This is a genomic window from Mannheimia massilioguelmaensis (genome assembly GCF_000940515.1).
In the GTDB taxonomy this organism is placed as follows: domain Bacteria; phylum Pseudomonadota; class Gammaproteobacteria; order Enterobacterales; family Pasteurellaceae; genus Basfia; species Basfia bettyae.
The window spans coordinates 105,227-130,193 of record NZ_CDQL01000005.1; the positions used below are offsets into that span (position 1 = coordinate 105,227).

The following is a 24,967-nucleotide window of genomic DNA, read 5'->3' on the forward strand; positions in this document are numbered from 1 at the left end:
AAAGGAGAGCTATGTAATATCAATAAATGAATGTACTTGTCAGAATAGGTTAGTTATCATTTAATTATGACTTTTCTTTCATAGCCCCTGAGGGTTTACGCCATATGCGGCCTGTATGAGCAATCAATTTGTCAGCTTCGATAGGCCCCCAGGAACCCGCTTCATATTGATAAACTCTACCACCATTTGCTTTATAATCTAAAATAGGTTGAACAAATTTCCAACAAGCATGTACGGCATCAGTACGCGCGAATAGAGTAGCATCGCCTTTCATTGCATCTAATAGTAAACGTTCATAAGCGGTTAATAAGCTCGCACCACTTAAATCAGAATAACTAAAGTCCATGGAAACTTCTTGGGCATCAAATCCAGCACCTGGTTTTTTCAAACCGAAACGCATTGAAATACCTTCATCAGGTTGAATTCGTAAAATTAATTTATTTTCAGGTGCTTCTTGGCTAAATACTGGATGTGGTGTTTTCTTAAAGTGAATTACCACTTCTGTGACACGAGTTGGTAAGCGTTTACCTGTTCGCACATAAAATGGTACGCCAGCCCAACGCCAGTTGTCTATTTCACAACGTAATGCCATATAAGTTTCAGTTGTTGAATCAGCTGGAACCCCTTTTTCTTCTAAGTAACCATTAATATGTTCACCATCATGTTCTGTGGGCGCATATTGACCAAGCACTAGGTTATTTTGTAGGGTTTCTTGTTCTAGTGGATGCAAACAATAAAGTACTTTAGCTGTTTCATCACGCATAGAATCTGCATTAATAATTGCAGGTGGCTCCATCGCAACCATTGCTAAAACTTGTAATAGATGGTTTTGGAACATATCACGCATTGCACCAGAGCCATCATAATAGCCACCACGTTGTTCTACACCAATTTCTTCAGCACCAGTGATTTCTACATAGTCAATATAGTTACGATTCCATAATGGTTCAAATAAGCCATTTGAAAAACGTAAAACTAATAAATTTTGAACAGTTTCTTTACCTAAATAATGGTCAATACGATAGATTTGATGCTCTTCAAAGAAGCGATGAATTTGTATATCTAATTCTTTAGCGGTTTTCATATCGTAACCAAAAGGTTTTTCAATGATAATACGTTTCCAGCCAAATTCTTCAGTATTGAGACCATGGGCAGCTAAACATTCAGGAATAACACCATATAAACTTGGTGGTGTTGATAGATAATAAAGGGTATTTCCACAAGTTTGATAAATATCATGTAATTCATCAAGGCGAGGTACCAATTTAGCATAGTCAGAGGCATCTGAGGTATTTACTGCTTGGTAATAGAGATGTGAACAAAACTTTTCTAAATGTTCACCCTCAGCAGACTCATGCTCTACTAAGGCTTGATGCATTTTAGAACGGAATTCTTCATCTGTCATATCAGTACGAGCGACACCTAAAACTGAAAAACTTTCATTTAGACGACCGATTTTATAAAGATTATAAAGTGCTGGAATTAATTTTCGGTGGGTTAAATCGCCTGAGGCACCAAAAATAACGATACAATTATTTTTTGCGTTCATTTTGCTTCCTAAATATATTTAATTATGAAATTTGCATACTATGCAGTATTTCACATGAATTATCTAATAGCTATTACGTATTAAATTGAAAGATTTTTTGCCAATCTAATTTGCAATTGCCCATTACAAAATAGGGATTAATTAATGTTTCTCTTTGATTATAAGTCAGAGGTTGAAAAGCTAAATCAAAAATTTTACAATCGACTTCATGTAGTAATATGTCAGCTACTGCGGTATCCCATTCTCCAGTATTTCCAAAACGGACGTAGCAATCTACGATACCTTCTGCCACTAAACCCGATTTTAAACTACTTGAACCATAAACGATAAATTCAGGTTGATATGGCGGCTTAATAGATTGTCGGATTTTTTCTGGATTAGATGAGCCGATGGCAATTTTTATTTGGGTTCGATTGTGCGGTTGAATTTTGGGTAATTTTTTTGTGATACCATTTTCAATTAAAAATGCACCATGTTCACGCCATGCATAATAAGTTCGATTAAGCATAGGTGCATGAATAACACCAAGCATAGGTTGGTTATTTTGAACTAAGCAAATCATTACAGAGAATTGATCGGTATGATTGATAAACTGCTGTGTGCCATCAATAGGATCGATCAACCAATAAGCTTGCCATTGTTTACGTTCATTAAAATCAATATGGCAGTTTTCTTCAGAGAGAACAGGAATATCAGGTGTAATAGAGGTGAGTTTTTGGGTAAGAAATTGGCTAATGAATAAATCAGCTTCAGTCACAGGCGTATTATCAGATTTTGTTTGTACAGTTAGATTTTTTGCATAAAAAACTTTGCTGTGTTCACCAGCCTGTTTAGCAAGCTCCAAAACGTCATTAAGAAGTTGTTGTGTGATTTCCATTGGCATATTCCACCGAAACTGTAATGTAACGATTCTAGCAAATCTTTTGGAGCTTGACGAGAAAAGAAATTGATTAATTTAGTCGGAAAAGTGCGGTAGATTTTTCAATAATTTTTGTGTACATATCGTCTTTTCTCGTATAAATCTTAAGTGAAATACACTTTATTTTGAGGTTTTTAAATAATCTCTTAAAGTATAGAGTGCTACTAAATTTTTAGCTTCATAAAATTCGGGATCGTTTAATAACTTATCTATATTGGCTAAAGGATAACGAATTAGCTCTAAAGGTTCAGGTTCATCACCTTCTAATTTTGATTCATAGAAATCGCTGGCTAATAAGATATGCATTGGGCTATTCATAAAACTTGGTGAAGTATTTACGGTACGTAAAAAGATAATAGATCTTGCCCCTAAACCGATTTCTTCTTGCATTTCACGATTCGCACTTTGCTCAGGTGTTTCTCCCTGTTCCATCAGCCCTTTGGTAAAACCCAGTTCGTAACGTTCAGTGCCCACTGCATATTCACGCACCATCAGTAAATCATCACCATCAATAGGAAGTACCATTACCGCCGCTTTACGACTAGGCTTTATTCGCTCATAGGTGCGTAATTGTCCATTTGAGAATTTTAAATCCACTGCTTGAATTTCAAGAATACGAGACTTTGCAGCAGTAGAGATATTCAGGATTTCGGGTTTTTGTAATGCTTTCATATTGATCTCTTTATTTTACAAACCTGTGTATTAACGATACCATAAAGCAGCAGAAATAAGGATCAGTTATGGCAAAAAATTTGCATAAAGATAATGAAAAAGAAAACTCTGATGACATCATTCGTTTAGATAAATGGCTATGGGCTGCTCGTTTTTATAAGACTCGTAGTATCGCTAAAGAAATGATAGATGGTGGTAAGGTTCATTATAATGGGCAACGTACTAAGCCAAATAAAGCGGTAGAAGTAGGGGCGAAAATAAAGCTTCGTCAAGGTAATGAAGAAAAAGAAGTTGAAGTGACTGCACTTTCTACACAACGCAGAGGTGCTCCTCAAGCACAATTGCTTTATGCTGAAACTGCCATGAGTGTGGAGAATCGTGAGAAAATGGCATTAGCACGTAAGATGAATGCGATGCCTCATCCAGATCATCGTCCAAATAAGAAAGAACGACGGGATTTAATTAAATTTAAAAATCAAAATTAAATGATTTTGTTTGCAATGAACAGAATCAGTTGAAATTTTGATAAGGATCCCAATATACAGCAACAATAATGATTAAAATGGGCATTATGTCCGTTTTCAACTAAGGAAAACTATGACTTATATTCAGGATAACGACAAATTATATCGTTATTTATTCCAAAATAGAGCCGTGCGTGGTGAGTGGGTTCGTTTAAATCAAACTTTTATTGATACATTAAATACACATCATTATCCTCAAGTCGTGCGTCATTTATTGGGTGAGATGATGGTGGCAACTAACTTGCTTACTGCTACTTTAAAATTTGAAGGCGATATTACCGTTCAAATTCAAGGTGATGGTCCATTACGTTTAGCTTTAGTTAATGGCACAGATGAACAAAATATTCGGGCTTTAGCACGTATTGAAGGCGATATCTCTAATGATATGGGGCCACATCAATTAATTGGTAAAGGCGTGTTAGTTATTACCATTGCTCCTAAAGAAGGTGAACGTTATCAAGGCATTATTGCACTAGATAAACCAACGATCACTGAATGTTTAGAAGAATATTTTGAACGTTCAGAACAGCTTCAGACACAGTTATTAATTAGAGTTGGGGAATATGAAGGTAAACCTGTTGCGGCAGGAATGTTATTACAGATTATGCCTGATGGTTCAGGTTCAAGAGAAGATTTTGAACATTTAGCCACTTTAACATCGACTGTTAAAGATGAAGAATTATTTGGTTTAAATGCAGAAGAATTGATGTATCGTTTATATCATGAAGAAACCGTAGAAGTGTTTGATCCACAAGTTGTAAAATTCCATTGTGGATGCTCTCAAGAACGTTCAGGGTCTGCGTTATTATTAATTTCTGATGATGAAATTGATGAAATTCTCGCAGCACATAATGGTTCCATTGATATGCAATGTGAATGTTGTGGTACGCATTATTTCTTCAATAAGGAAGCCATTCAGAAATTAAAACAAGCCAGTGATGATGTCATTCATTAATTATTGATGATATTTGCAAAAGAGGATTTTATATCCTCTTTTTTTATGTGCTAAATTGAAGAATGATACTGAGCTAATTCCGCAGAATAAATATAATTAAAAAAACCGCACTTTGATTTTCAAAGTGCGGTTTGATTTTAGAAAATTTTTACGAATTAAGCTTTAGGACCAGCAGCCACTAATGCTTTACCTTCAGCATTTGTAGTGTATTTTTCGAAGTTTTTAACGAAACGGCCAGCTAAGTCTTTAGCTTTAACTTCCCATTGAGATTTATCTGCATAAGTATCACGAGGATCTAAAATTGCAGGATCAACACCAGGTAATGCTTTAGGAATTGCAAAATCAAAGATTGGTAATGAACTCATTTCAGCTTTATCAATTGAGCCATCTAAGATTGCATCAATGATACCACGAGTATCTTTGATTGAAATACGTTTACCTGTACCATTCCAACCAGTGTTCACTAAATATGCTTCTGCACCAGATTCTTGCATGCGTTTAACTAATACTTCAGCGTATTGAGTTGGGTGTAAGCTTAAGAATGCTGCACCGAAACATGCTGAGAATGTTGGTGTAGGCTCTGTGATACCACGTTCTGTACCCGCTAATTTTGCTGTGAAACCAGATAAGAAGTAGTATTTAGTTTGTTCTGGAGTTAATTTAGACACTGGTGGTAATACACCGAATGCATCAGCAGATAAGAAGATGACTTTAGTTGCAGGGCCTGCTTTAGAAACAGGTTTAACGATATTTTGAATGTGATAGATTGGGTAAGAAACACGAGTATTCTCGGTTTTTGAACCATCAGCATAGTCAACATCGCCATTTGCTAAAACACCGACATTTTCCAATAATGCATCACGTTTAATTGCACCATAGATATCAGGTTCGTTTTCAGGTGATAAATTGATAGTTTTAGCGTAGCAACCACCTTCAAAGTTGAATACACCTTCATCATCCCAACCATGTTCATCGTCACCAATTAATTGACGTTTAGGATCTGTTGATAATGTTGTTTTACCTGTACCTGATAAACCGAAGAAGATTGCGGTATCACCATCTTTACCTACGTTTGCTGAACAGTGCATTGATGCGATGCCACGAAGAGGTAAGAAATAGTTCATCATTGAGAACATACCTTTTTTCATTTCACCGCCGTACCATGTACCACCAATTAATTGGATACCTTCAGTAATATTAAAAGCAACAAAGTTTTCTGAATTTAGACCTTGTTCTTTCCAATTTGGGTTAGTACATTTAGAACCATTCATGACCACAAAATCAGGCTTAAAGTTTTGTAATTCAGCTTCACTTGGACGAATAAACATATTTTTCACAAAGTGAGCTTGCCATGCAACTTCAGTAACAACTCGAACAGATAAACGAGTATCTGGGTTTGCACCACAGAATGCATCAACAACAAATAAACGTTTATTAGAAAGCTGTTTAGTTACGATAGATTTTAAACTTTTCCACGTTTCTTGATTCATTGGTTTATTATCGTTTTTAGCGGCATCTGAAGTCCACCATACAGTGTCTTTAGTTTTGTCATCTAAAACAATATATTTATCTTTAGGTGAGCGACCTGTAAAAATACCTGTGTCAACAGCAACAGCGCCTTGATTTGTTAAGGTGCCTTTTTCGAAACCTTCTAACCCTGGTTTTGTTTCTTCTTTAAATAAGAATTCATAACTTGGGTTATAGACGATTTCAGATGCGCCTGTAATACCAATAGCAGCAAGTTCTTGTGTGAGTTTGTTTAGATCTGTCATACAGTACCTCATTAATGTTAAAAAATTAAAAACTAATAATTAATAGGTAGATTCTACTCTAATAAAAAATAAAAAAACGTTATCTAGATCAAATTATTCATAATAAAAATCAAATTTTAAAAAATATTTTCTAAAATAAAACCGCACTTATTGGCATATTAAGTGCGGTTTATCGTTTATTGATTCATTGACATGGAAAGCAATGTAATAGGATGAATACAGGTCACATTACTAGACATATCAATTTGCCATTTACAGGTTTGGCATTCGGATATGACGTAATCAAATTGTCCCTCATTAATATGTTCAAATAAGTTCTTACCAATGGCTTGTGAGGTTTCATAGTTTTCTTCCTTAAAGCCATAAGTTCCTGCAATACCACAACATTGTGAAGGTAACATCACCACTTCAAGACCAGGAATTTGTTTTAATATTTCTAAGGTGTAAGCTGCCCAACCTGCTTTCTCAACGTGACAAGCCGTATGATAAGCTACTCTTAATTTCAATGGCTTCAATGGTAAGGTTTTACCTTCTTGGAGTAATTTATACAGAAAAGGGGTGACCATATGAATATGTGGACGTACTTTAGCATTATCAATACCTAAAATATGATGATATTCATCTCGTAAATTTAAGGCACAACTTGAGGCTTCGCTAATAACATCTAAGCCATTTTCATCCACCATTTTACCGATATAGTCAGTATTAAATTGTGCAATTTTTTTTGCTCTTTCTGGAAATGAATTTACACTTAAAGGTAAGCCACAGCATTTTTCTTTTTCAAGTAAGACTACGCCAATATTCATAGCATTGAATACTTCAATAAATTCTTTACCTAGTTGAGGGTTGTTGTAATTTACATAACAACCATGATAGTAAGCTACTTTTTGATCGAATTTGGCTTGTTTTTCTAATTCATTTTTCATATACCAACTACGGAATGTACCAAAAGCATACTTAGGTAAGGTTCGGTGCTTACTGACTTTTAAAGTTTTTTCTAAAATAAATTTAGTCGCTTTTAGCCCTGTGATGGTATTTACAACTGGTGCAAATGGCGTAGCCAATGTTCCCATAATATCCGTGTTACTTAATACTGCATCACGTAATTTATAAACTAAAGGTTTATTTTGTTGTTCGATATGTTTATTACGAGCACGAACAATGATATCACCAATTTTAACATCGGATGGACAGGCAACTTCACAACGTTTACAGTTTAAACAGTATTTTAATGCTTCATCATAATAAGAGGCATTTTTAAGACGTAAACGTTCGCCATCTGGACCAGACTGTTTCGGACCTGGATATAATGGGTTATTGCGTGAAACAGGACAAACTGCAGTACAAGCAGTACATTTAATACAACTTTCAAAGCTTTTATCATGAAAAGCTTCCATCACAGCAGGAGATAACATTTCTTGTTTTGCGTGACTAATTAATTCTTGAATATTCATCATCGCCTCCTAGTTCTTAGTTTGTGCTGCAAGAATATTGTCAGCAGTTTTTAAGGCTGTAGCCACTGCAACACCTGAACCACATCCGAGTTCAATGCTGTTATAGCCACCAATGACGGAACCAATAGCAAATAAGTTATCGATGGTTTTGCCTTGTTTTTGAACTTGACACTGTGCATTGATTAAAACACCAGCAGATTGGTATGGCTGTGGCGCTGAAAATCGTTTATTGATCCATGAAAAACGATTGGTTGCATCAAATTGTTCTGTTTTAATAATATCGGCTCGGAATAATGGCTCATAGATTTCTTCAAATTCAGAAACTAAGCCATTACTGAAGAAACTGCCAGAAGCTAACACAAAATATTTTGCGGTAATTGCATTTTCAAGGTGAAGTTGAGTATAAATTCGAGCAACTTTATTTTCTTCAAATTCTGCACGTAACGCTCTATCACCATTAAACATTACACCACCTAAACTTTCAAAACGTGCACGTAATTGACGATGTTGGCGAATACCTAATAATGAAGGAGGGAGAGTCGGTAATTCATAAAGCTCAATACCTGTTGCTTGACGTAATGAATCGAAGAAAACTTGATCATCTAAACCAAAACATGCGGGCAAAAATGCGGCTTCGGCTTCACCTACGGCTTCTTTTATTTCTGCTACTAGATTATTAAAGGATAATTTATGCTCAAGAACTTGTGCAATATTAACACTACGGAATTCACGACTGCTTTCACGTAAATGATCTAACTCAGGAATATTTAAGTAGCCAATAGTCAATTCACAATGTGTAAATTGAGGATTTTGTTTGAGATTCTCCGCTAATAATTGTGGTTGAAAATCGTGATAACCTTCAATGCCTAATAATGCAATCTTTGAATAAGGAAAGGCTTCTTCATCCATAATTGTTGGTACACTGGTTGGTGAAAGCCATGTACCTCTTAAACCACCAAGTGCGGTGACTCTTTTATGATTTTTTTGGGTTGACCCCATCAATGATAAATTGAGGGATTTTGCTAGTGCTTCAAATTGTTGTGCTTTTTCTAATACCACATCTTTACCTAAGATAGCATAAGGATGTTGTGGTGCTTGTTGAACTAAATCTGCATAAGATTCAGAGAAAGAACTTACTGTTTCACCATGAGGTAAACGGGTCAGTAAATCCATAGAACCTGAAGAGAAATCAATAGCTGCTTGACCATTATTGATAATGGCACAATGTATTCCTTTTTCCTGTAGCGTGAGACCACAAGTAAGACCTGCGATGCCTCCGCCAATAATCACGACATCAAAATTCATTGTTATTCACTCCCTGTGCTTTTTCTAGAATCACATCATTTAAGCCAAGTAAGCTGTAATATATCCAGCTTGTGAATTCGGCCTCACGCACCGCATCGCCCCACGCGATTGGACGGATACCTTTCCAACGTTCTTCCATAAAAGCAATTAATTGATCTGTTGATTGACGAGGTGTAGCAACATCAAAACGAGCCATTAGTCCAGCAGCACGACAGGCACATAATTCAGCTTGACATGTTCCCATACCTACTCGAGTGCGACGACGTAAATCTACTAAATTATTTACATTGAGTTCATTTACCGCATAATTGATTTCGCCTGCGGTAACGGATTCACATTCACAAACTAAAGAACGATCTAAACGCTGATTATCTAATAATCGTGTTGCTCGTGAACCATGTCGATAAACAGCAGAATTACGAATAGTGGCAGGTAATGAAATCATTTTTTCACTGGTTTCTTCACGACTTTCATTAGAACCAGGTAAAACTCGATCTGCGGTTTCACATGTTTTGCTATTATTGAGTTTTTTACAAACTAAATCAGTTGCCCATTCAGCCATAAGACGATATGTCATCAATTTACCGCCAGTAATTGTAATGAAACCGTCTAAACCATCACGTTCAGCATGATCTAATAAGACGATACCACGGCTAACATTACGACCTGATGGATCATCATCACTTGCGACTAATGGTCGAACGCCTGCATAAGCACGTAAAACTCGGGTATGGCGTAGGCTCGGGGCAAGTTTTTCACCTTCACGGAATAGAATATCAACTTCTTCAGGCGTTACTTCCATATTATCAATTTGATCATAAGGAATACGATCAGAGGTCGTACCGATAACGCAAATCGTATCGCCAGGCACTAAGATATCTGCATCAGCTGGTTTACGACAACGATTAATAACCATGTTATTAATTCGGTGTCCCATAACAAGTAATGCACCTTTGGCTGGGAACATACGGATTTTTAAATCGGCATATTCTGCAATACCTTGACCCCAAATACCGCCAGCATTAACGACAATTGGTGCAAAAAATTGACGATCAACTTTATTTTTATGATCATATACTTTCACACCAATTACTCGACCACCTTCACGAATCAACCCTTTTACTTCACAATAAGTAAAAATTTGAGCACCATTTTCTACGGCATCAATAGTATTTGCGGCAGTTAAACGGAAGGGATCAATAGAACCATCGGGAACAACTACAGCACCGACTAAGTCAGGATTGACAGAAGGCTCCATATGGCGAGCCAGTGCTGGATCAATCGATTCGGCTTCAATACCAGAGGCACGACAAGCTTCAATAAATTTCTTTTGATAATCAAGATCGTCTTCTGGTAAGGTGATAAATAGACCTTTGGTATCATCTACGCAATGGCGGGCAATATGCTTTAAGATCATATTTTCTTTAATACATTCTTCAGCAGATTCACGGTCATTAACTGCATATCGACCACCACTATGTAATAAGCCATGGTTACGTCCAGTTGCTCCAGTAGCAATATCGTGTCGTTCTAACAATATGCATTTTAGCCCACGTAATGAGCAGTCTCGAGCAATACCTGCACCAGTAGCACCGCCACCAATGATGATTACATCTGTATTGATAGGAGAAAAATCCCCTACATTTCTATAGAGTTGAGATGACATTCCCATATGATGCCCCACAAGATGAATAAATAAATTGAGTATTTGAAAAGTAAATACCTTAATAAACGCTTGTTATTTTATTGTAAATGAGCGTTTTAGAATAGTATTTTGAGCGAAAAAGAATATTTATTGTGAGAGAGATCACAAAATAATGAGATAAATAATGATCTCTAAAAAATTTTATCTTGCGATTTGATAAAAATTTTGTAAAAAAAGACCGCACTTTCATCTACACCTTAATCAGTGGGGCTAGGTGTCCAACTTTTGGGGTGCAGATGAAAGTGCGGTTGTTTTTAGAGGAATTTTTTATTAGAAACGATATTCTAATCCCATATGCAATGTTCTGCCAGGTGCGGTGTTTAATCCCATATTATTGGTATCCAAATAATAACGGTTGAAAACGTTATCCATGGTCATTGTAAGTTTGAGGTTATTGGAAACGCTATAGTTAGCGTATAAATCTACGAGAGAATAAGCATTCCAATCAATACTTGAAGTATCGTCTCTTAATACTGGTACAACACGTTTTCCGTAGTAACTATAACGCACGCCAATATCAAGTTTTTCATCTAACCAGCGAGTGCCTAAAGTCAGTTGATAATTTAATTTTGGCGGTACGGTATTGTTAATGTTGCTAGCGTAAATGTAGCCATCGTAACATTGTTTATCACCACTACCAACTTGATGAGGCATTAAGCAATATTGGGTTTTAGTGTAATAAGTGCTTGCAAATTTAGCGTAAAATTTACGCATATCATAATAAGCTGACACTTCAAACCCTTCAAGTTTTGCTTTTTGTAAATTAATGGTTTGAGTTTTTCCACTAATTTTATCAAGGCTTCTGGTCAGGTAATTATCAATATTGTTATTGAAATAAGCGACTTTCACACCAAGTACATTATCTTGTCCACCTACATTTTCATACAATCCGTTGATACCAAACTCCCAGTTTTTGGCTCGTTCAGGTTTGAGTTGGTCCAAATTATCACTGGTATCTTGCATGCTCCAACCTTTAGTCGCTTGGAATAAACTTGGCGAACGTAAGGCTTGAGCATATTTAGCATACAATGTTGTGTCTTTTGCGACTTCCGCACTTAACATGACAATTGGTGAAAAACCTTTGTTTTTGATTGGATTTTGTTTATGTGAAATTGTCTTATAAACAATGTCACCAGTGGTTAAATCAACATGATCTTCCACTTGCTCAGAATGAACTACATAATCATTGGTGGTAGAACGGAAATAGCGTACCCCACCATCTGCTTTTAGCCAATGATTAAAAGGATAACTCGCATTAATGAAGCCACTGATTTCTTTACGTTTTCCATCTCGTATATATAAAGGTGCAATAGCATCTTCAGGATACCCTTTAGCTAATACCCGAGCTTGTGCATCTTTCGGTAAATAAATGCGTTCATAACTGTGAGCCACCCCATATTTGATAGTAAGTGGTTGATTATTCAGTTGGAAAATACTGGTATTATCAATGCTCAATCCTTTTTGTTTTGAGGCTAAGAAATGCGCATGACGTTGGGAATAATCATAACCAAAACTATCCAAATAAGGGGTAAAGTTTGAGGAATCACTGTCAGTGTAATAGGCATTGATATTTAAATTGATATAAGGTGTATTCGGATTATATTGATAACTCAAGTTGTAACGATTCACTTTAACTTCTGAGCCTTCTCCTTGTAACGCTCCATAGCCACGGAAACTTAAAATTGAACTCATTATTTCCCCAAAACGACTATGGTAATGGCTATAGCCTAATCCTAACTTGTGGTGATCATTATAGAAATTTGCTTTCGCTAAATAAGAGGTATTTAGTTGAGAAGTGTTCAATGCTTCTTCGCCTGGTCGATATAAAGTGCTACGATTTTCCTTAAAATGCACTTTTGACACTTCAACGGTTTCGTATTGATCATTAATTTCTACATAATCTTTGTCTTCTTCTACTTCAATATGATCAATTTCAGGAATTTGCCCATGTTTGCCAACAAAATAGTTGCCTTGTCTGCGTTTAGCATAAGCGAATAGCACATCTGCATTTTCCCATTTATTAGCAAAGGCAATGCTGTAATTATAAGAATTTAAATTTAAACCATTAGATGAGTAGCGGGCATTAGGCGAGTGGCTTTGCGTTTGGCATAAACCTGAATCATTGCTTAAACAATTGCTAATATAACGGGTTTGATAACCACCTTTGGTATAATTTGCTGGTGGTGAAACAGTATTTGTCATGGTGCCTAATTTAAGTAGTACACCCCAAGTTTTGCCTTCAGGGATAATATCTTTCCAACCTAAGGTATTCATTCGCACAACACCACCGATTGCACCTGTAGCATCTGCAGAAAGAGAAGGACCTTTTTCGATTTCCACTTGGCTAATAAAATCAGGGTCTAAATAAGAACGAGTAGATGAACCCGCATAACCTTGCCAAGAAGGGACAGATTGCAAACCACCATCTACATAAATTGGTACACGGTTTTCGTTAGCAACACCACGAATGTTAACGGATAATGCACCACTATTACGTTTGTTACCAGCAATCACGCCTGGCACACCAGAAAGAAAATCGCCTACAGAACTGCCTCTGAACGTATTAATATCAGATTTTCCTAAATAGGAATAAGAACCTGTAGAAACATAGGTTTTTAACAGGTTTTCATCATAGTTAGATTTCTCTCCTCCTTCCTCATTCACAAGGATGGTATCCAATTTTTCAGATTTTTGAGTTTCTGCTTGAGCAAAAGAAAGTAATGGGATTAAACAAGTTAATCCCATTAAATTCAAACTCCATTTTTGCTGCATAAAATTTCCTTTAGGTTATAAATAAGAATAAAAATCATTTGAAATTTTAATTCATGAAATTTAGAAAATCAATAGTAAAAATTCATTCAAAAATTTCAAAAAAAAGGACCGCACTTTGAAATTTATCCTAAAACTTGGATAACGAATTTATTGCCATAATCCTTTAAAAAAACTCAAACTGATGCGGGTTTATTTATATGTGAAGAAGAATTATCTAAAAAGTGAGAGTCGCTTGGCTATCAAAAAAGAGTACATAAGATGTTAGGATATGGATAAAAAAGGCTGAATGGGCTAGCCGAATTACAAAGCAAGCTGCCAAAATAGACAACTTAAAACCAATTATACTTGATTAAAAATGACTGGGCTCTGCATAATACAGAGCCCAGTATTTAGTTTATTAAGCTGTCCAACTTTGGGCAGCTTAAAGTACAATCAGAAAGTATGATTATTTTTCTTTTTTAGGTTGATCTTTACCTAAGAATTTTACGGCTAAATCTGGGAAGTCAGTAAAGAGACCAGTTGCACCAGATTTATTGAACATTGCATCATACATTTGATTTACATCAGAGAAGAAACTCGGTACATCATCTTTACGGATAGTGTATGGATGTAGTTCAAGTTTAGTTTTGGCAATATCTTCAACCATTGGTGTATATTTTACATCACCAAGTTTTGAATTTTTATCATCGACTAACATATACCAAGCTGGACCAACACCGTCAGCATATTTAGCTACTTCCGCCATTGCACCTGGTTTGAACATCCATGAATAATCATAGTTTTCCCATTTACCTTGAGCATTTTTAGCTTCAGTTTCATGCCAATCTGAATATGCAATTAATTGAACAAGTTTGAGATCCATGCCCATTTTTGGAAGCAATTCAGTTTTAATACGTTTAAGTTCATTAAAGTCGAAGGTTTGTAAATAAACCATATCATCTTTACTGTCATAGCCGTATTTTTTCAAAACTTTTAAAGTTTCTGCTGCGATATCTTTACCTTCTTTATGGTGTAACCAAGGTGCTTTGATTTCAGGATAGATACCAATTTTCTTACCTGTGGATTTTTCTAGACCTTGAATGAACTCAATTTCGTCTTCAAATGTATGAATGCGGAAGTGAGAACCCCATAATGGAAAGCGATTTGGATAGACTTGAACTTGTTTGCCATTTTCTGTTTTAAAGTTTTCAGTCATTTCTAGAGATTGAATTTCTTTCAACGTAAAGTCAATAACATAGTAACGTCCATCTTTACGTGCGCGTTTAGGGAATTTTTTAGCTACATCAGTTAAGCCATCTAAGAAATGATCATGAATAACGATTAAACGATTATCTTTTGTCATCGCTAAATCTTGTTCGAGATAATCTGCTTTTTGACCGAAAGCAAGAGCTTTACTTTCAAGGGTATGTTCAGGTAAGTAACCACTTGCACCACGATGAGCAATAACGATTTTATCTTGTGAATTCATAGGCTGCGTTTGTTTTGAGGTTTGAGTTGAGCAAGCAGCTAAAGTGGAAAAAGCCAATGCGATAGCAAGGTTTTTTACTCTAAATTTCATTACAATTCTCCTATTGTTTTAAACATACTTGGTAAAGTGCGGTCAAAAACCGCAATATTTTTTGTGAAAAAAAGGAAGAACAATTTAGGTACCGCTCTTCCTTTTAATAAATCAGATTGACTAGAAATTAACTGCCATAGTGGTCATTTAATTGAGCTTTGTGTTTACCCTCAGCAACCATAACGATGAACATTAAGATAACTGATAGGATACCACCCACGATCATGACATAGAAACCACCGTCCCAGCCATAATGTTCTGCTGCCCAACCAACAACTGCTGATGCAGAAACTGTACCACCTAAGTAACCGAATAATCCTGTGAAGCCAGCAGATGTACCTGCCGCTTTTTTCGGTGCTAATTCAAGTGCATGTAAGCCGATTAACATTACTGGACCATAAATTAAGAAACCGATAGTTGTCATTAAAATAAAGTCTGTTAATTGATATGGGTTTTCATACCATGCAGAGTATTGTGCTAATTCTGCTTCAGGTGTTGCTGGGTTTTTCCATAAGGCAACAACAGCAATGGTAGTTAGAATCATGAACACGAAACCAGTTAAACCACGTTTACCTTTAAAGATTTTATCTGATACCCAACCACATAGTAATGTACCAGGGATTGCAGCTAATTCATAAATAGTATATGCCCATGCAGTACCTTTAATGTTAAAGTGTTTCACTTCACCTAGATAAACTGGAGACCATTTTAAAACACCATAACGGATTAAATATACGAATACATTAGCAATTGCGATGTACCATAATAATTTATTTTTTAATACATAAGTTACTAGAATTTCTTTTGTACTTAATTCATTCTCATATGATTTTTCATTATAGTCATCTGGATAATCATTACGCCATTTTTCTACTGCTGGTAAACCGCAAGATTGTGGTGTATCTTTCATAACGAAATAAATTGGCACAGCACAAACCATTGCCGCAATACCAGGATAGTAAAGTGCTTGTTGCCATACATCTTTCGCAGTTGCTTCAACGCCAGTATTACTGAAGTATACTGCACTTGCTAATAGCACCATTGCACCAGGCATCATACCACCCACATTGTGAGCACAGTTCCAAATAGAAACAATAGAACCACGTTCTGATTTAGACCACCAGTGAACCATTGTACGACCACATGGAGGCCAACCCATACCTTGGAACCAACCATTTAAGAAGATCATGACAAACATCACTAAAATACCTGATGTTGCCCATGGCATGATTCCCATAAGAGTCATACATAAACCAGAAAGTAATAAACCGAATGGTAAGAATACTCTAGGATTTGAACGGTCAGATACCGTTGCCATAACGAATTTTGATAAACCATAAGCTAAACCTGCACCAGTACCAATGATACCTAGTTCAGCCTTGTTATACATACCTGCTTCAATTAACCCTTTTTGTGCCAAATCGAAATTAGCACGTACAAAGTAATACGCCGCATAACCAAAGAAAATACCCATAAACACTTGCCAGCGTAAGCGTTTATAAGTTGAATCAATTTTATCTGCCGGTAGCTCTGGGATTGCAGCGGCTGGTTTGAATATACCAAACATACTATTCTCCAACTTCACGTCTGTTGTTATTAATCTTTACTACTTGAATATTTAAATAGAAAGTAGTTATGTCTAAAATTAGCCCTGAAAAAACTGACTCAAAGAAAATCACAAATCTTCAGAGGTTTTTAAGTTTTTATGACAGCGTAAAGATACCGCAAATTCCATTAATAGAAAAATTAAATGTTATTAAATTGTGATATAAATCACGTTTTATATGAGCGTTTACGAATTAAAAGGAAAATAAAATGGTCTTTTAATGATTTTTTTGAGCTTTTTTGAATGGTGCTTTATTTACAACATAGCTGAGAATAATTAATAACAATTTATTAAACATTTTTATTCAAGAAAAAGGGCTAGCAAAATATACCAACCCTTTTACTAAGTAAAGTAAGATTACATAATAAAGTTATAACCTAGAGCGGCTATTACGCCACCAATCATTGGTCCTAAAATAGGTACCCAGCCATATCCCCAATCTGGAGAAGTATTCAATTTTTTGCTTAATAAACTTAATGCAATGCGAGGTCCAAAGTCACGAGCTGGATTAATTGCATAGCCAGTAGTTCCCCCTAAGCTTAAACCAATTGCCCATACTAAAATGGCGACAGGTAAGGCACCTACTGAACCTAAACCAATAGGTACAGTGCCTTGTGCATTAGGTAATGTCATTTCACCACCTGAAATATAGAAAATAACCGATACAAGAACTACTGTGCCGATAATTTCACAGAAGAGATTGGTTGAAAAATGTCGAATAGCGGGTTCTGTAGAGAAACAAGCTCGTTTAGCTGCTGGATCATCAGTGACAGCAAAGTGATCTGAATAGAATAAATAGACAATTAAACCACCAAGTATGCCACCTATCACTTGTGCAATAATATAACCAGGAACCATTTCCCAAGCAAAGCTACCTTTTACGGCTAACCCTAATGTCACTGCTGGATTTAAGTGTGCTCCACTATATGGACCTGTTGCTACTACGGCAACATACACGGCAAATGCCCAAGCTGTGGTGATTACAATCCATCCAGAGCTGTTACCTTTTGTTTTGTTCAAACAAACGTTGGCGACAACGCCATTACCCATTAATACTAACAATGCGGTACCTAAAAACTCGGCTAAATATGCGTTCATATTTAGTTCTCCTATATATGATGTATGAGAATAAAATAATATTGTCAATAGTTGTGATTTATCGCTAATTAAATAAGTTATTTCTCATTTTTATCAGCATTTTCTAAATTAATGACATAGAAAATGTGATTCTATTATTAAAATTTTCTGATAAAAAAAAAGTCCTTTTATAGAAATTTGTTAGTCAGTTCACATTTTTATTTTCGATTTGGAAAATAAATGTGATTAAATTCAAATAATCAATAAATGTATCTTTATTGTTTTCAGGTTTTTAATTAACTTACTCTGGTGATTTTTCGTTTTTAACCAAAATAAGTATTTGTAGTCCATATTCACACATATATTTTAGTGGAGATTCACCATGTCTGAAAAAAAATACATTATTGCATTAGACCAAGGGACAACAAGTTCAAGAGCCGTTTTATTAGATCATGATGCCAATATTATTGAAATTGCTCAACGTGAATTCACGCAGATTTATCCGAAAGCGGGTTGGGTGGAACATAATCCAATGGAAATTTGGGCAACACAAAGCTCAACTTTAAATGAAGTGGTTGCAAAAGCTGGTATTACTTCTGATGAAATTGCAGCTATTGGGATTACTAATCAACGTGAAACGACGATCGTGTGGGAAAAAGAAACGGGTACACCTGTTTATAATGCGATTGTGTGGCAATGTCGTCGTACTGCGGATATTACCGATAAATTAAAAGCAGATGGCTATGAAGATTATATTCGTAATACAACAGGTTTAGTGGTTGACCCTTATTTCTCTGGTACTAAAGTTAAATGGATTTTAGATAATGTAGAAGGCGCAAGAGCAAAAGCAGAACGAGGAGAATTATTATTTGGTACAGTGGATACTTGGCTGGTTTGGAAATTAACACAAGGCCGTGTACATGTGACTGATTATACTAATGCATCTCGTACCATGTTATTCAATATCCATACTAAACAGTGGGATGACAAAATGCTTGAGATTTTGAATATTCCACGTTCAATGCTACCTGAAGTAAGAAATTCTTCTGAAGTTTATGGACAAACCAATATTGGTGGTAAAGGCGGTGTGCGTATTCCTGTTGCAGGTATCGCCGGTGACCAACAAGCTGCACTTTATGGTCATTTGTGTGTGAAAGCGGGCCAAGCCAAAAATACTTATGGTACGGGTTGCTTCATGTTATTGCATACTGGTGATAAAGCCATTACTTCAAAAAATGGGTTATTAACGACCATTGCCTGTAATGCGAAAGGTGAACCAGAATATGCATTAGAAGGTTCAGTGTTTATCGCAGGGGCTTCTATTCAGTGGTTACGTGATGAACTTAAAATCGTACACGATAGTTATGATAGTGAATATTTTGCTACAAAAGAATCTGACAGTAATGGGGTCTATGTCGTTCCTGCCTTTACAGGATTAGGTGCACCATATTGGGATCCATATGCTCGTGGTGCAATTTTTGGTTTATCTCGAGGTGCAAATCGCAATCATATTGTTCGTGCAACCCTTGAATCCATTGCATATCAAACTCGTGATGTATTAGAAGCTATGCAATCAGATGCTGGTGATAAATTAAAATACCTTCGTGTAGATGGCGGTGCAACAGCCAATAACTTCTTAATGCAATTCCAAGCAGATATATTAGATGTTAATGTAGAACGTCCTGTGGTCAAAGAAGTGACAGCTTTAGGTGCAGCCTATCTTGCAGGTCTTGCTACTGGCTTCTGGAAAGATTTGGATGAATTACGTGATAAAGCACGTGTAGAGCGTACATTTACACCAGATAATGATAATGAAAAACGTGAAAAACGTTATAAAGGCTGGAAAAAAGCTGTTCGTCGTTCGCTAGAATGGGCGAAAGAGGACGCTGAATAATCTTATTGAATAAGAAAAGTGCGGTTGGTTTTAAGAAAATTTTTTGAAATTGAACCGCACTTTTAATTCTCTAATTTTGTTGATTGAGTTTTTGTAATAGTCGATCCATGGCACGATATCCTAATGCCTCAGCAAGGTGTTTTTGATTAATTTGGTTTTCTTCATTAAGATCAGCAATTGTACGAGAAACTTTCAAGATTCGATGATAAGCTCGTACTGATAAGCCTAGCTTGGTTAAAGCATTTTCTAAGAATAAGGCATCTTTATCTTTTAATTTGCAATCCCGTTCAATTTCTTTACTCGTCAGATGTGCGTTGATTTTTCCAGATCTCGCTAATTGAATTTCTCTTACTTTTAATACTTTAGTACGCACTTGTTCACTACTCTCACCGCGATCGCCTGTATTTTGTAATGCACCTTGAGGAAGTAGTGGAACTTCAATAGATAAATCAAAACGATCTAAGAATGGGCCAGATAATCGATTCAAATAGCGCATAATTTGCTGAGGGGAAGTGCGGTTATGTGTGCCTTGATAATTTCCTGTTGGACTAGGATTCATTGCTGCAATAAGTTGAAATTTTGCTGGAAATTGGATTTTTGCGGTAGCACGTGAAATGATAATTTCGCCACTTTCTAAAGGCTGTCTTAAGGCATCTAATACCCGTCGTTCAAACTCGGGTAACTCATCTAAAAATAATACTCCATTATGTGCTAAAGAAATTTCACCTGGTTTAGGGATAGTTCCTCCTCCCACTAATGCAGCTAAAGATGCACTATGATGTGGTGCTCTAAACGGGCGTTGTTTCCAGTTACTAAAATTAAGCTCATTATGAATTAAGCTGGTCACCGAGGCTGTTTCAATCGCTTCATGATTAGTCATTTCAGGTAAGAGCCCCGTCAGCCTGCTGGCTAACATGGTTTTGCCTGTTCCTGGCGGACCGATAAAAAGTAAGTTATGTTGCCCCGCCGCCGCAATAGTTAATGCTCGTTTGGCATGTTGTTGACCAATGATATCTCTGAGATCTTGAATGGGAGAGTGGTTAGTTTGATCTGAGTTTGATGGATTAATGGATAGGGTAGAGGGAAGTTTGATTTGGTGATTAAGAAATTGTACAACCTCTAATAATGAACGTGCTGTATAGCTTTGATGATCAGATATCAGTGCAGCCTCATTTGCATTTTGATGAGCAATAATTGTTGTGCGTTTAGATTGTAGAGCTGCAAGAATTGCAGGAATAACCCCATGGATACCACGTAGATCCCCTGTTAATGCGAGTTCACCAATAAACTCAAATTGATGTAATTTTTGTGCATCAATATGACCCATTGCGGCAAGCATACCGATGGCAATAGGCAAATCGAAACGTCCACCTTCTTTAGGTAAATCAGCGGGGGCTAAATTGACAGTAATTCTTTTGGCTGGATATTTAAATTGTGCGTTAATCAATGCACTACGAACTCGATCTTGAGCTTCTTTGACAGTTTTTTCAGGTAATCCAACTAAAGTAAACCCAGGCTTACCATTACTAATATGAACTTCAATGGTAACTAAGGGGGCTTGCACACCCATAGATGCTCGAGAATAGACAACTGCTAATGACATATGATCTCCTTACAATATGCAAATAGCAGAAATATAAAAGTGCGGTAGAATTTTGAAAAATTTTACCGCACTTTTTGGGAGCAAGATCGCAAAAATAAAATATTATTCAGTGAAAAGTGGTGCAAACCAACTATTTAGTTTTGAAGAAAGTTTATCAATACCTAATTTGTTTTGAGCTGAAAAAGCCTCAACTTGCACATCGCCTTGGAAGGGGAGGATAGCTTCCCGTACCATTTTGACTCGTTTGCTTCTTTCACTTTGGCTCAATTTATCTGATTTTGTTAATAGTAATAAAACCGGTAAATTTGAGGAGACGGACCATTCAATCATTTGTTGGTCAAGATCTTTGAGCGGATGGCGAATATCCATTAGAATTACTACACCTTGCAAACATTCACGATGTTGTAAATATTCTCCTAAAGATTTCTGCCATTGTAATTTCATTTGCTCAGGAACCGCAGCATAACCATAGCCTGGTAAATCCACTAATTTACATTGAGGTTCAACTTCAAATAAGTTGATTAATTGTGTACGACCAGGTGTCTTTGATGTACGAGCCAAGTTTTTTTGATTAGTTAATGCGTTAAGTGCAGTTGATTTACCCGCATTGGAACGACCAGCAAAAGCGATTTCAATACCACTGTCTTCGGGAAGTTGATTAATCTTTGCTGCACTGGTCATAAAATGAGTTTTATGATAATTCAATTTGAATTCTGACATTATATTTCCTACCTTTACAATTACCCTATAGGATACCTTATAAAATAGATAAGAACGATAAAAAAATACAAAAGGTGCGACTTTTATGGCAAAATATCGCCCTTATCTAAGGGGAATATATGACAGTTAAATACAGTTGGCCAAAACCGATGGCTATTTATCCTGATCGTGGTAAAAAATCATACCGTTTGAAACGTTTACGTTATCGTTTACGTTCGATCTTGCATTTAGGAAAAATTAAGCAGTTTACTGACTTTGTTAACAAACATGATGAATTAATTCCATTATTAAATGCTCGTCCCAATTATAGTTACCCGTTAGTGCATCGTTTTTTAGATAAACGCTTTGGTGCTTCACAACGTTTCTCAGCAATTTGTGATAATTTATTATTTTTATCACAACGCTTGACTACATTGAAATTACCTCAACTTTGGGAACAACCTATTAGTTTTGGTGAAGTTATTGATGGATTTGAAATAATATTAAACATCAATGAACATCAGCCGATGGAAGGATTTTGGGCATTAGAATTACGTCAGAAAGATACACAACAATTAATTTATTTATTGACCTTTGGACAAATTAAAGATGCATTATTGATAGCCGTAATTCAAGGGCCTAATTTTGAAGGGTCAAAAGAAATTGTTAAGTTACTCACTAAGCAATGTCATGGTTTACGGCCAGCATATTTAATGGTTGAAGCGATGAAAGGATTGACCCAAGTACTTGGTTATAAACGCTTGCTGGGTATTCCACAGAAATATCAAAATAAATCTCGCCTAGTGAATAGTAAACGCTATGTGGTAGATTATGATGCTATTTTTAGCGAAAGCGATGGAGTTTTACAAGAATATTGGGAATTGCCTTTAGCATTTGAAACAAAAGATATTTCTGAAATCACCAGTAAGAAACGTTCAATGTATCGAAAACGTTATGCAATGCTGGAAGAACTTAAAGCAAATATGGCTAAACAATTAAGCTAAGAAAAAGCCCTAAAGAAATTCTTTAGGACTTTTTTTATTTTCGATTTAAATTAATTGCACCTTGATATCCAAGTTGTCGCCATGCTTCATAAACGGTGACGGCAACAGAGTTTGAAAGATTCATACTGCGACTATTAGCGGTCATAGGAATACGAATTTTTTGTTCCATTGGCATTTTATCTAAAATACTCATTGGAATACCACGTGTTTCAGGACCAAACATAAGATAGTCCCCTAATTCAAATTTCACTTCACTATGGGCAGGCCCACCTTTGGTTGTTAATGCAAATAAACGTTTAGGTTGTTCTGACTCAAGAAAAGCTTCATAAGTTTTATGCTTTTTGATTTCAGCAAATTCGTGGTAATCCAAGCCTGAACGACGCAGACGTTTGTCATCCCAAGTAAATCCTAGTGGTTCAATAAGATGTAATCTAAAACCGCAGTTTGCACATAATCGAATAATGTTTCCTGTATTTTGAGGAATTTCTGGTTCATATAAAACAATATCTAACATAATTATATCAGTATAGTGAAAAAGATGAGTGATTGTAGCTCAAATTGAGAGAGATTTATAGCGTATTAAAATTTTCTAGATTGATACCGCACTTTTCTCTCTGTTTAACTAATTTTAAACCAATAAAAAGGGACTCAAATGAGTCCCTTTTTCATAATCTTTCGATTAGCTATTATTTGATGATACGTGCAACAACACCCGCACCCACTGTACGGCCACCTTCACGGATAGCAAAACGTAAACCTTGGTCCATCGCAATTGGGTGGATTAAGCTTACTGTCATTTTGATGTTATCTCCTGGCATTACCATTTCCACACCTTCAGGTAATTCGATTGTACCTGTTACGTCTGTTGTACGGAAATAGAATTGTGGACGGTAACCTTTGAAGAATGGAGTATGACGACCACCTTCATCTTTTGATAATACGTACACTTCTGATTCAAAATCTGTGTGTGGTGTGATTGAACCTGGTTTCGCTAATACTTGTCCACGTTCGATTTCTTCACGTTTTGTACCACGTAATAATGCACCAATGTTTTCTCCCGCACGACCTTCGTCTAATAATTTACGGAACATTTCTACACCTGTTACTGTGGTTTTCGCTGTATCTTTGATACCAACGATTTCTACTTCATCACCAGTACGGATAATACCACGTTCTACACGACCGGTAACTACTGTACCACGTCCTGAAATTGAGAATACGTCTTCAATTGGTAAAAGGAACGGTTGGTCAATCGCACGTTCTGGTTCTGGAATGTAAGTATCTAAATGATTCGCTAATTCAAGAATTTTTTCTTCCCATTCAGCTACACCATTTAATGCTTGTAAGGCTGAACCACGTACGATTGGTGTATCGTCACCTGGGAAATCATATTGTGAAAGAAGTTCACGAACTTCCATTTCCACTAATTCTAATAACTCTTCATCATCTACCATGTCGCATTTGTTTAAGAATACGATGATGTAAGGTACACCTACTTGGCGACCTAATAAGATGTGTTCACGAGTTTGTGGCATAGGACCATCTGTTGCCGCTACTACTAAAATAGCACCATCCATTTGTGCAGCACCTGTAATCATGTTTTTAACATAGTCTGCGTGTCCCGGACAGTCAACGTGTGCGTAGTGACGAGTTGGAGTATCGTATTCTACGTGTGAAGTGTTGATGGTAATACCACGAGCTTTTTCTTCTGGTGCGTTATCGATTTGGTCGAATGCACGAGCTGCACCACCGTAGTGTTTTGCTAATACTGTTGTGATAGCTGCGGTTAAAGTTGTTTTACCATGGTCAACGTGGCCAATTGTACCCACGTTTACGTGCGGTTTTGTACGTTCAAATTTTTCTTTAGACATTGCTAATATTTCCTAAAAGAGTGCTATA

Annotated in this window: 19 protein-coding genes; 4 read left to right on the top strand and 15 right to left on the bottom strand. The window is 36.3% G+C overall.

The annotated features are described in order from the left end of the window. Nucleotides 1-64: 64 nt before the first annotated feature. From zwf to nudE, 3 genes are all read right to left on the bottom strand, one after another. Nucleotides 65-1,549, bottom strand: coding sequence for a glucose-6-phosphate dehydrogenase (zwf, locus tag BN1226_RS03635; protein WP_044470041.1), 1,485 nt, complete (start codon nt 1,547-1,549; stop codon nt 65-67). A gap of 73 nt (nt 1,550-1,622) precedes the next feature. Beyond that, on the bottom strand, nt 1,623-2,426 hold the full coding sequence (cysQ, locus tag BN1226_RS03640) for a 3'(2'),5'-bisphosphate nucleotidase CysQ (RefSeq protein ID WP_044470042.1): 804 nt from the start codon (nt 2,424-2,426) through the stop codon (nt 1,623-1,625). 162 nt (nt 2,427-2,588) lie between these two features. Further along, nucleotides 2,589-3,140, bottom strand: a complete 552-nt coding sequence (gene nudE, locus BN1226_RS03645; protein WP_044470043.1) for an ADP compounds hydrolase NudE — start codon at nt 3,138-3,140, stop codon at nt 2,589-2,591. A gap of 68 nt (nt 3,141-3,208) precedes the next feature. Here nudE and hslR point away from each other — a divergent pair, with 68 nt between their 5' ends. Together hslR and hslO are read left to right on the top strand one after the other, a co-directional pair. Continuing rightward, complete coding sequence (gene hslR / locus BN1226_RS03650; protein ID WP_044470044.1) at nt 3,209-3,625, top strand: ribosome-associated heat shock protein Hsp15; 417 nt, start codon at nt 3,209-3,211, stop codon at nt 3,623-3,625. Between the two features lie 112 nt (nt 3,626-3,737). Next, nucleotides 3,738-4,619, top strand: coding sequence for an Hsp33 family molecular chaperone HslO (gene hslO, locus BN1226_RS03655; RefSeq protein ID WP_044470045.1), 882 nt, complete (start codon nt 3,738-3,740; stop codon nt 4,617-4,619). A 155-nt stretch (nt 4,620-4,774) separates the two neighbouring features. Here hslO and pckA read toward each other — a convergent pair whose 3' ends face one another. The 8 genes from pckA to BN1226_RS03695 all read right to left on the bottom strand — a co-directional run bounded on the left by pckA (nt 4,775) and on the right by BN1226_RS03695 (nt 17,889). Beyond that, nucleotides 4,775-6,391 (bottom strand): phosphoenolpyruvate carboxykinase (ATP), encoded by a 1,617-nt coding sequence (gene pckA / locus BN1226_RS03660; RefSeq protein ID WP_044470046.1) that lies wholly within the window; start codon nt 6,389-6,391, stop codon nt 4,775-4,777. Nucleotides 6,392-6,567: 176 nt separating this feature from the next. Continuing rightward, complete coding sequence (gene glpC / locus BN1226_RS03665; RefSeq protein WP_044470047.1) at nt 6,568-7,845, bottom strand: anaerobic glycerol-3-phosphate dehydrogenase subunit GlpC; 1,278 nt, start codon at nt 7,843-7,845, stop codon at nt 6,568-6,570. A gap of 9 nt (nt 7,846-7,854) precedes the next feature. Next, nucleotides 7,855-9,150, bottom strand: coding sequence for a glycerol-3-phosphate dehydrogenase subunit GlpB (gene glpB / locus BN1226_RS03670; RefSeq protein WP_044470048.1), 1,296 nt, complete (start codon nt 9,148-9,150; stop codon nt 7,855-7,857). Continuing rightward, nucleotides 9,140-10,822, bottom strand: a complete 1,683-nt coding sequence (gene glpA / locus BN1226_RS03675; RefSeq protein WP_044470049.1) for an anaerobic glycerol-3-phosphate dehydrogenase subunit A — start codon at nt 10,820-10,822, stop codon at nt 9,140-9,142. Before glpA ends, glpB begins: the two co-directional genes overlap by 11 nt. A gap of 303 nt (nt 10,823-11,125) precedes the next feature. Then, nucleotides 11,126-13,627, bottom strand: coding sequence for a TonB-dependent receptor domain-containing protein (locus BN1226_RS03680; RefSeq protein WP_044470050.1), 2,502 nt, complete (start codon nt 13,625-13,627; stop codon nt 11,126-11,128). A 445-nt stretch (nt 13,628-14,072) separates the two neighbouring features. After that, nucleotides 14,073-15,185, bottom strand: coding sequence for a glycerophosphodiester phosphodiesterase (glpQ, locus tag BN1226_RS03685; protein ID WP_044470051.1), 1,113 nt, complete (start codon nt 15,183-15,185; stop codon nt 14,073-14,075). Nucleotides 15,186-15,312: 127 nt separating this feature from the next. After that, a complete protein-coding gene (gene glpT, locus BN1226_RS03690; protein ID WP_005760816.1) occupies nt 15,313-16,752 on the bottom strand; it encodes a glycerol-3-phosphate transporter in 1,440 nt (479 codons plus the stop codon). A gap of 396 nt (nt 16,753-17,148) precedes the next feature. Further along, nucleotides 17,149-17,889, bottom strand: coding sequence for an MIP/aquaporin family protein (locus tag BN1226_RS03695; RefSeq protein WP_005760711.1), 741 nt, complete (start codon nt 17,887-17,889; stop codon nt 17,149-17,151). Nucleotides 17,890-18,250: 361 nt separating this feature from the next. On the opposite strand from BN1226_RS03695, the gene glpK reads away from it, so the two are divergent. Further along, nucleotides 18,251-19,762, top strand: a complete 1,512-nt coding sequence (gene glpK / locus BN1226_RS03700; protein ID WP_044470052.1) for a glycerol kinase GlpK — start codon at nt 18,251-18,253, stop codon at nt 19,760-19,762. Between the two features lie 70 nt (nt 19,763-19,832). Here glpK and BN1226_RS03705 read toward each other — a convergent pair whose 3' ends face one another. Then, entirely contained in the window at nt 19,833-21,365 is a 1,533-nt protein-coding gene (locus BN1226_RS03705) for a YifB family Mg chelatase-like AAA ATPase (RefSeq protein WP_044470053.1), read from the bottom strand. A 102-nt stretch (nt 21,366-21,467) separates the two neighbouring features. After that, nucleotides 21,468-22,085: a ribosome biogenesis GTP-binding protein YihA/YsxC gene (gene yihA / locus BN1226_RS03710; RefSeq protein ID WP_044470054.1), complete on the bottom strand. Its 618-nt coding sequence runs from the start codon at nt 22,083-22,085 to the stop codon at nt 21,468-21,470. Between the two features lie 119 nt (nt 22,086-22,204). Between yihA and BN1226_RS03715 the strand changes: the two genes are divergently transcribed. After that, entirely contained in the window at nt 22,205-23,068 is an 864-nt protein-coding gene (locus BN1226_RS03715; protein ID WP_044470055.1) for a VirK/YbjX family protein, read from the top strand. 34 nt (nt 23,069-23,102) lie between these two features. Here the strand turns inward: BN1226_RS03715 and trmL are convergent, their stop codons facing one another. Both trmL and tuf read right to left on the bottom strand, forming a co-directional pair. Beyond that, a complete protein-coding gene (gene trmL / locus BN1226_RS03720; RefSeq protein ID WP_005760839.1) occupies nt 23,103-23,582 on the bottom strand; it encodes a tRNA (uridine(34)/cytosine(34)/5-carboxymethylaminomethyluridine(34)-2'-O)-methyltransferase TrmL in 480 nt (159 codons plus the stop codon). Between the two features lie 172 nt (nt 23,583-23,754). Continuing rightward, entirely contained in the window at nt 23,755-24,939 is a 1,185-nt protein-coding gene (gene tuf, locus BN1226_RS03725; protein ID WP_005759586.1) for an elongation factor Tu, read from the bottom strand. Between the last annotated feature and the right edge of the window lie 28 nt (nt 24,940-24,967).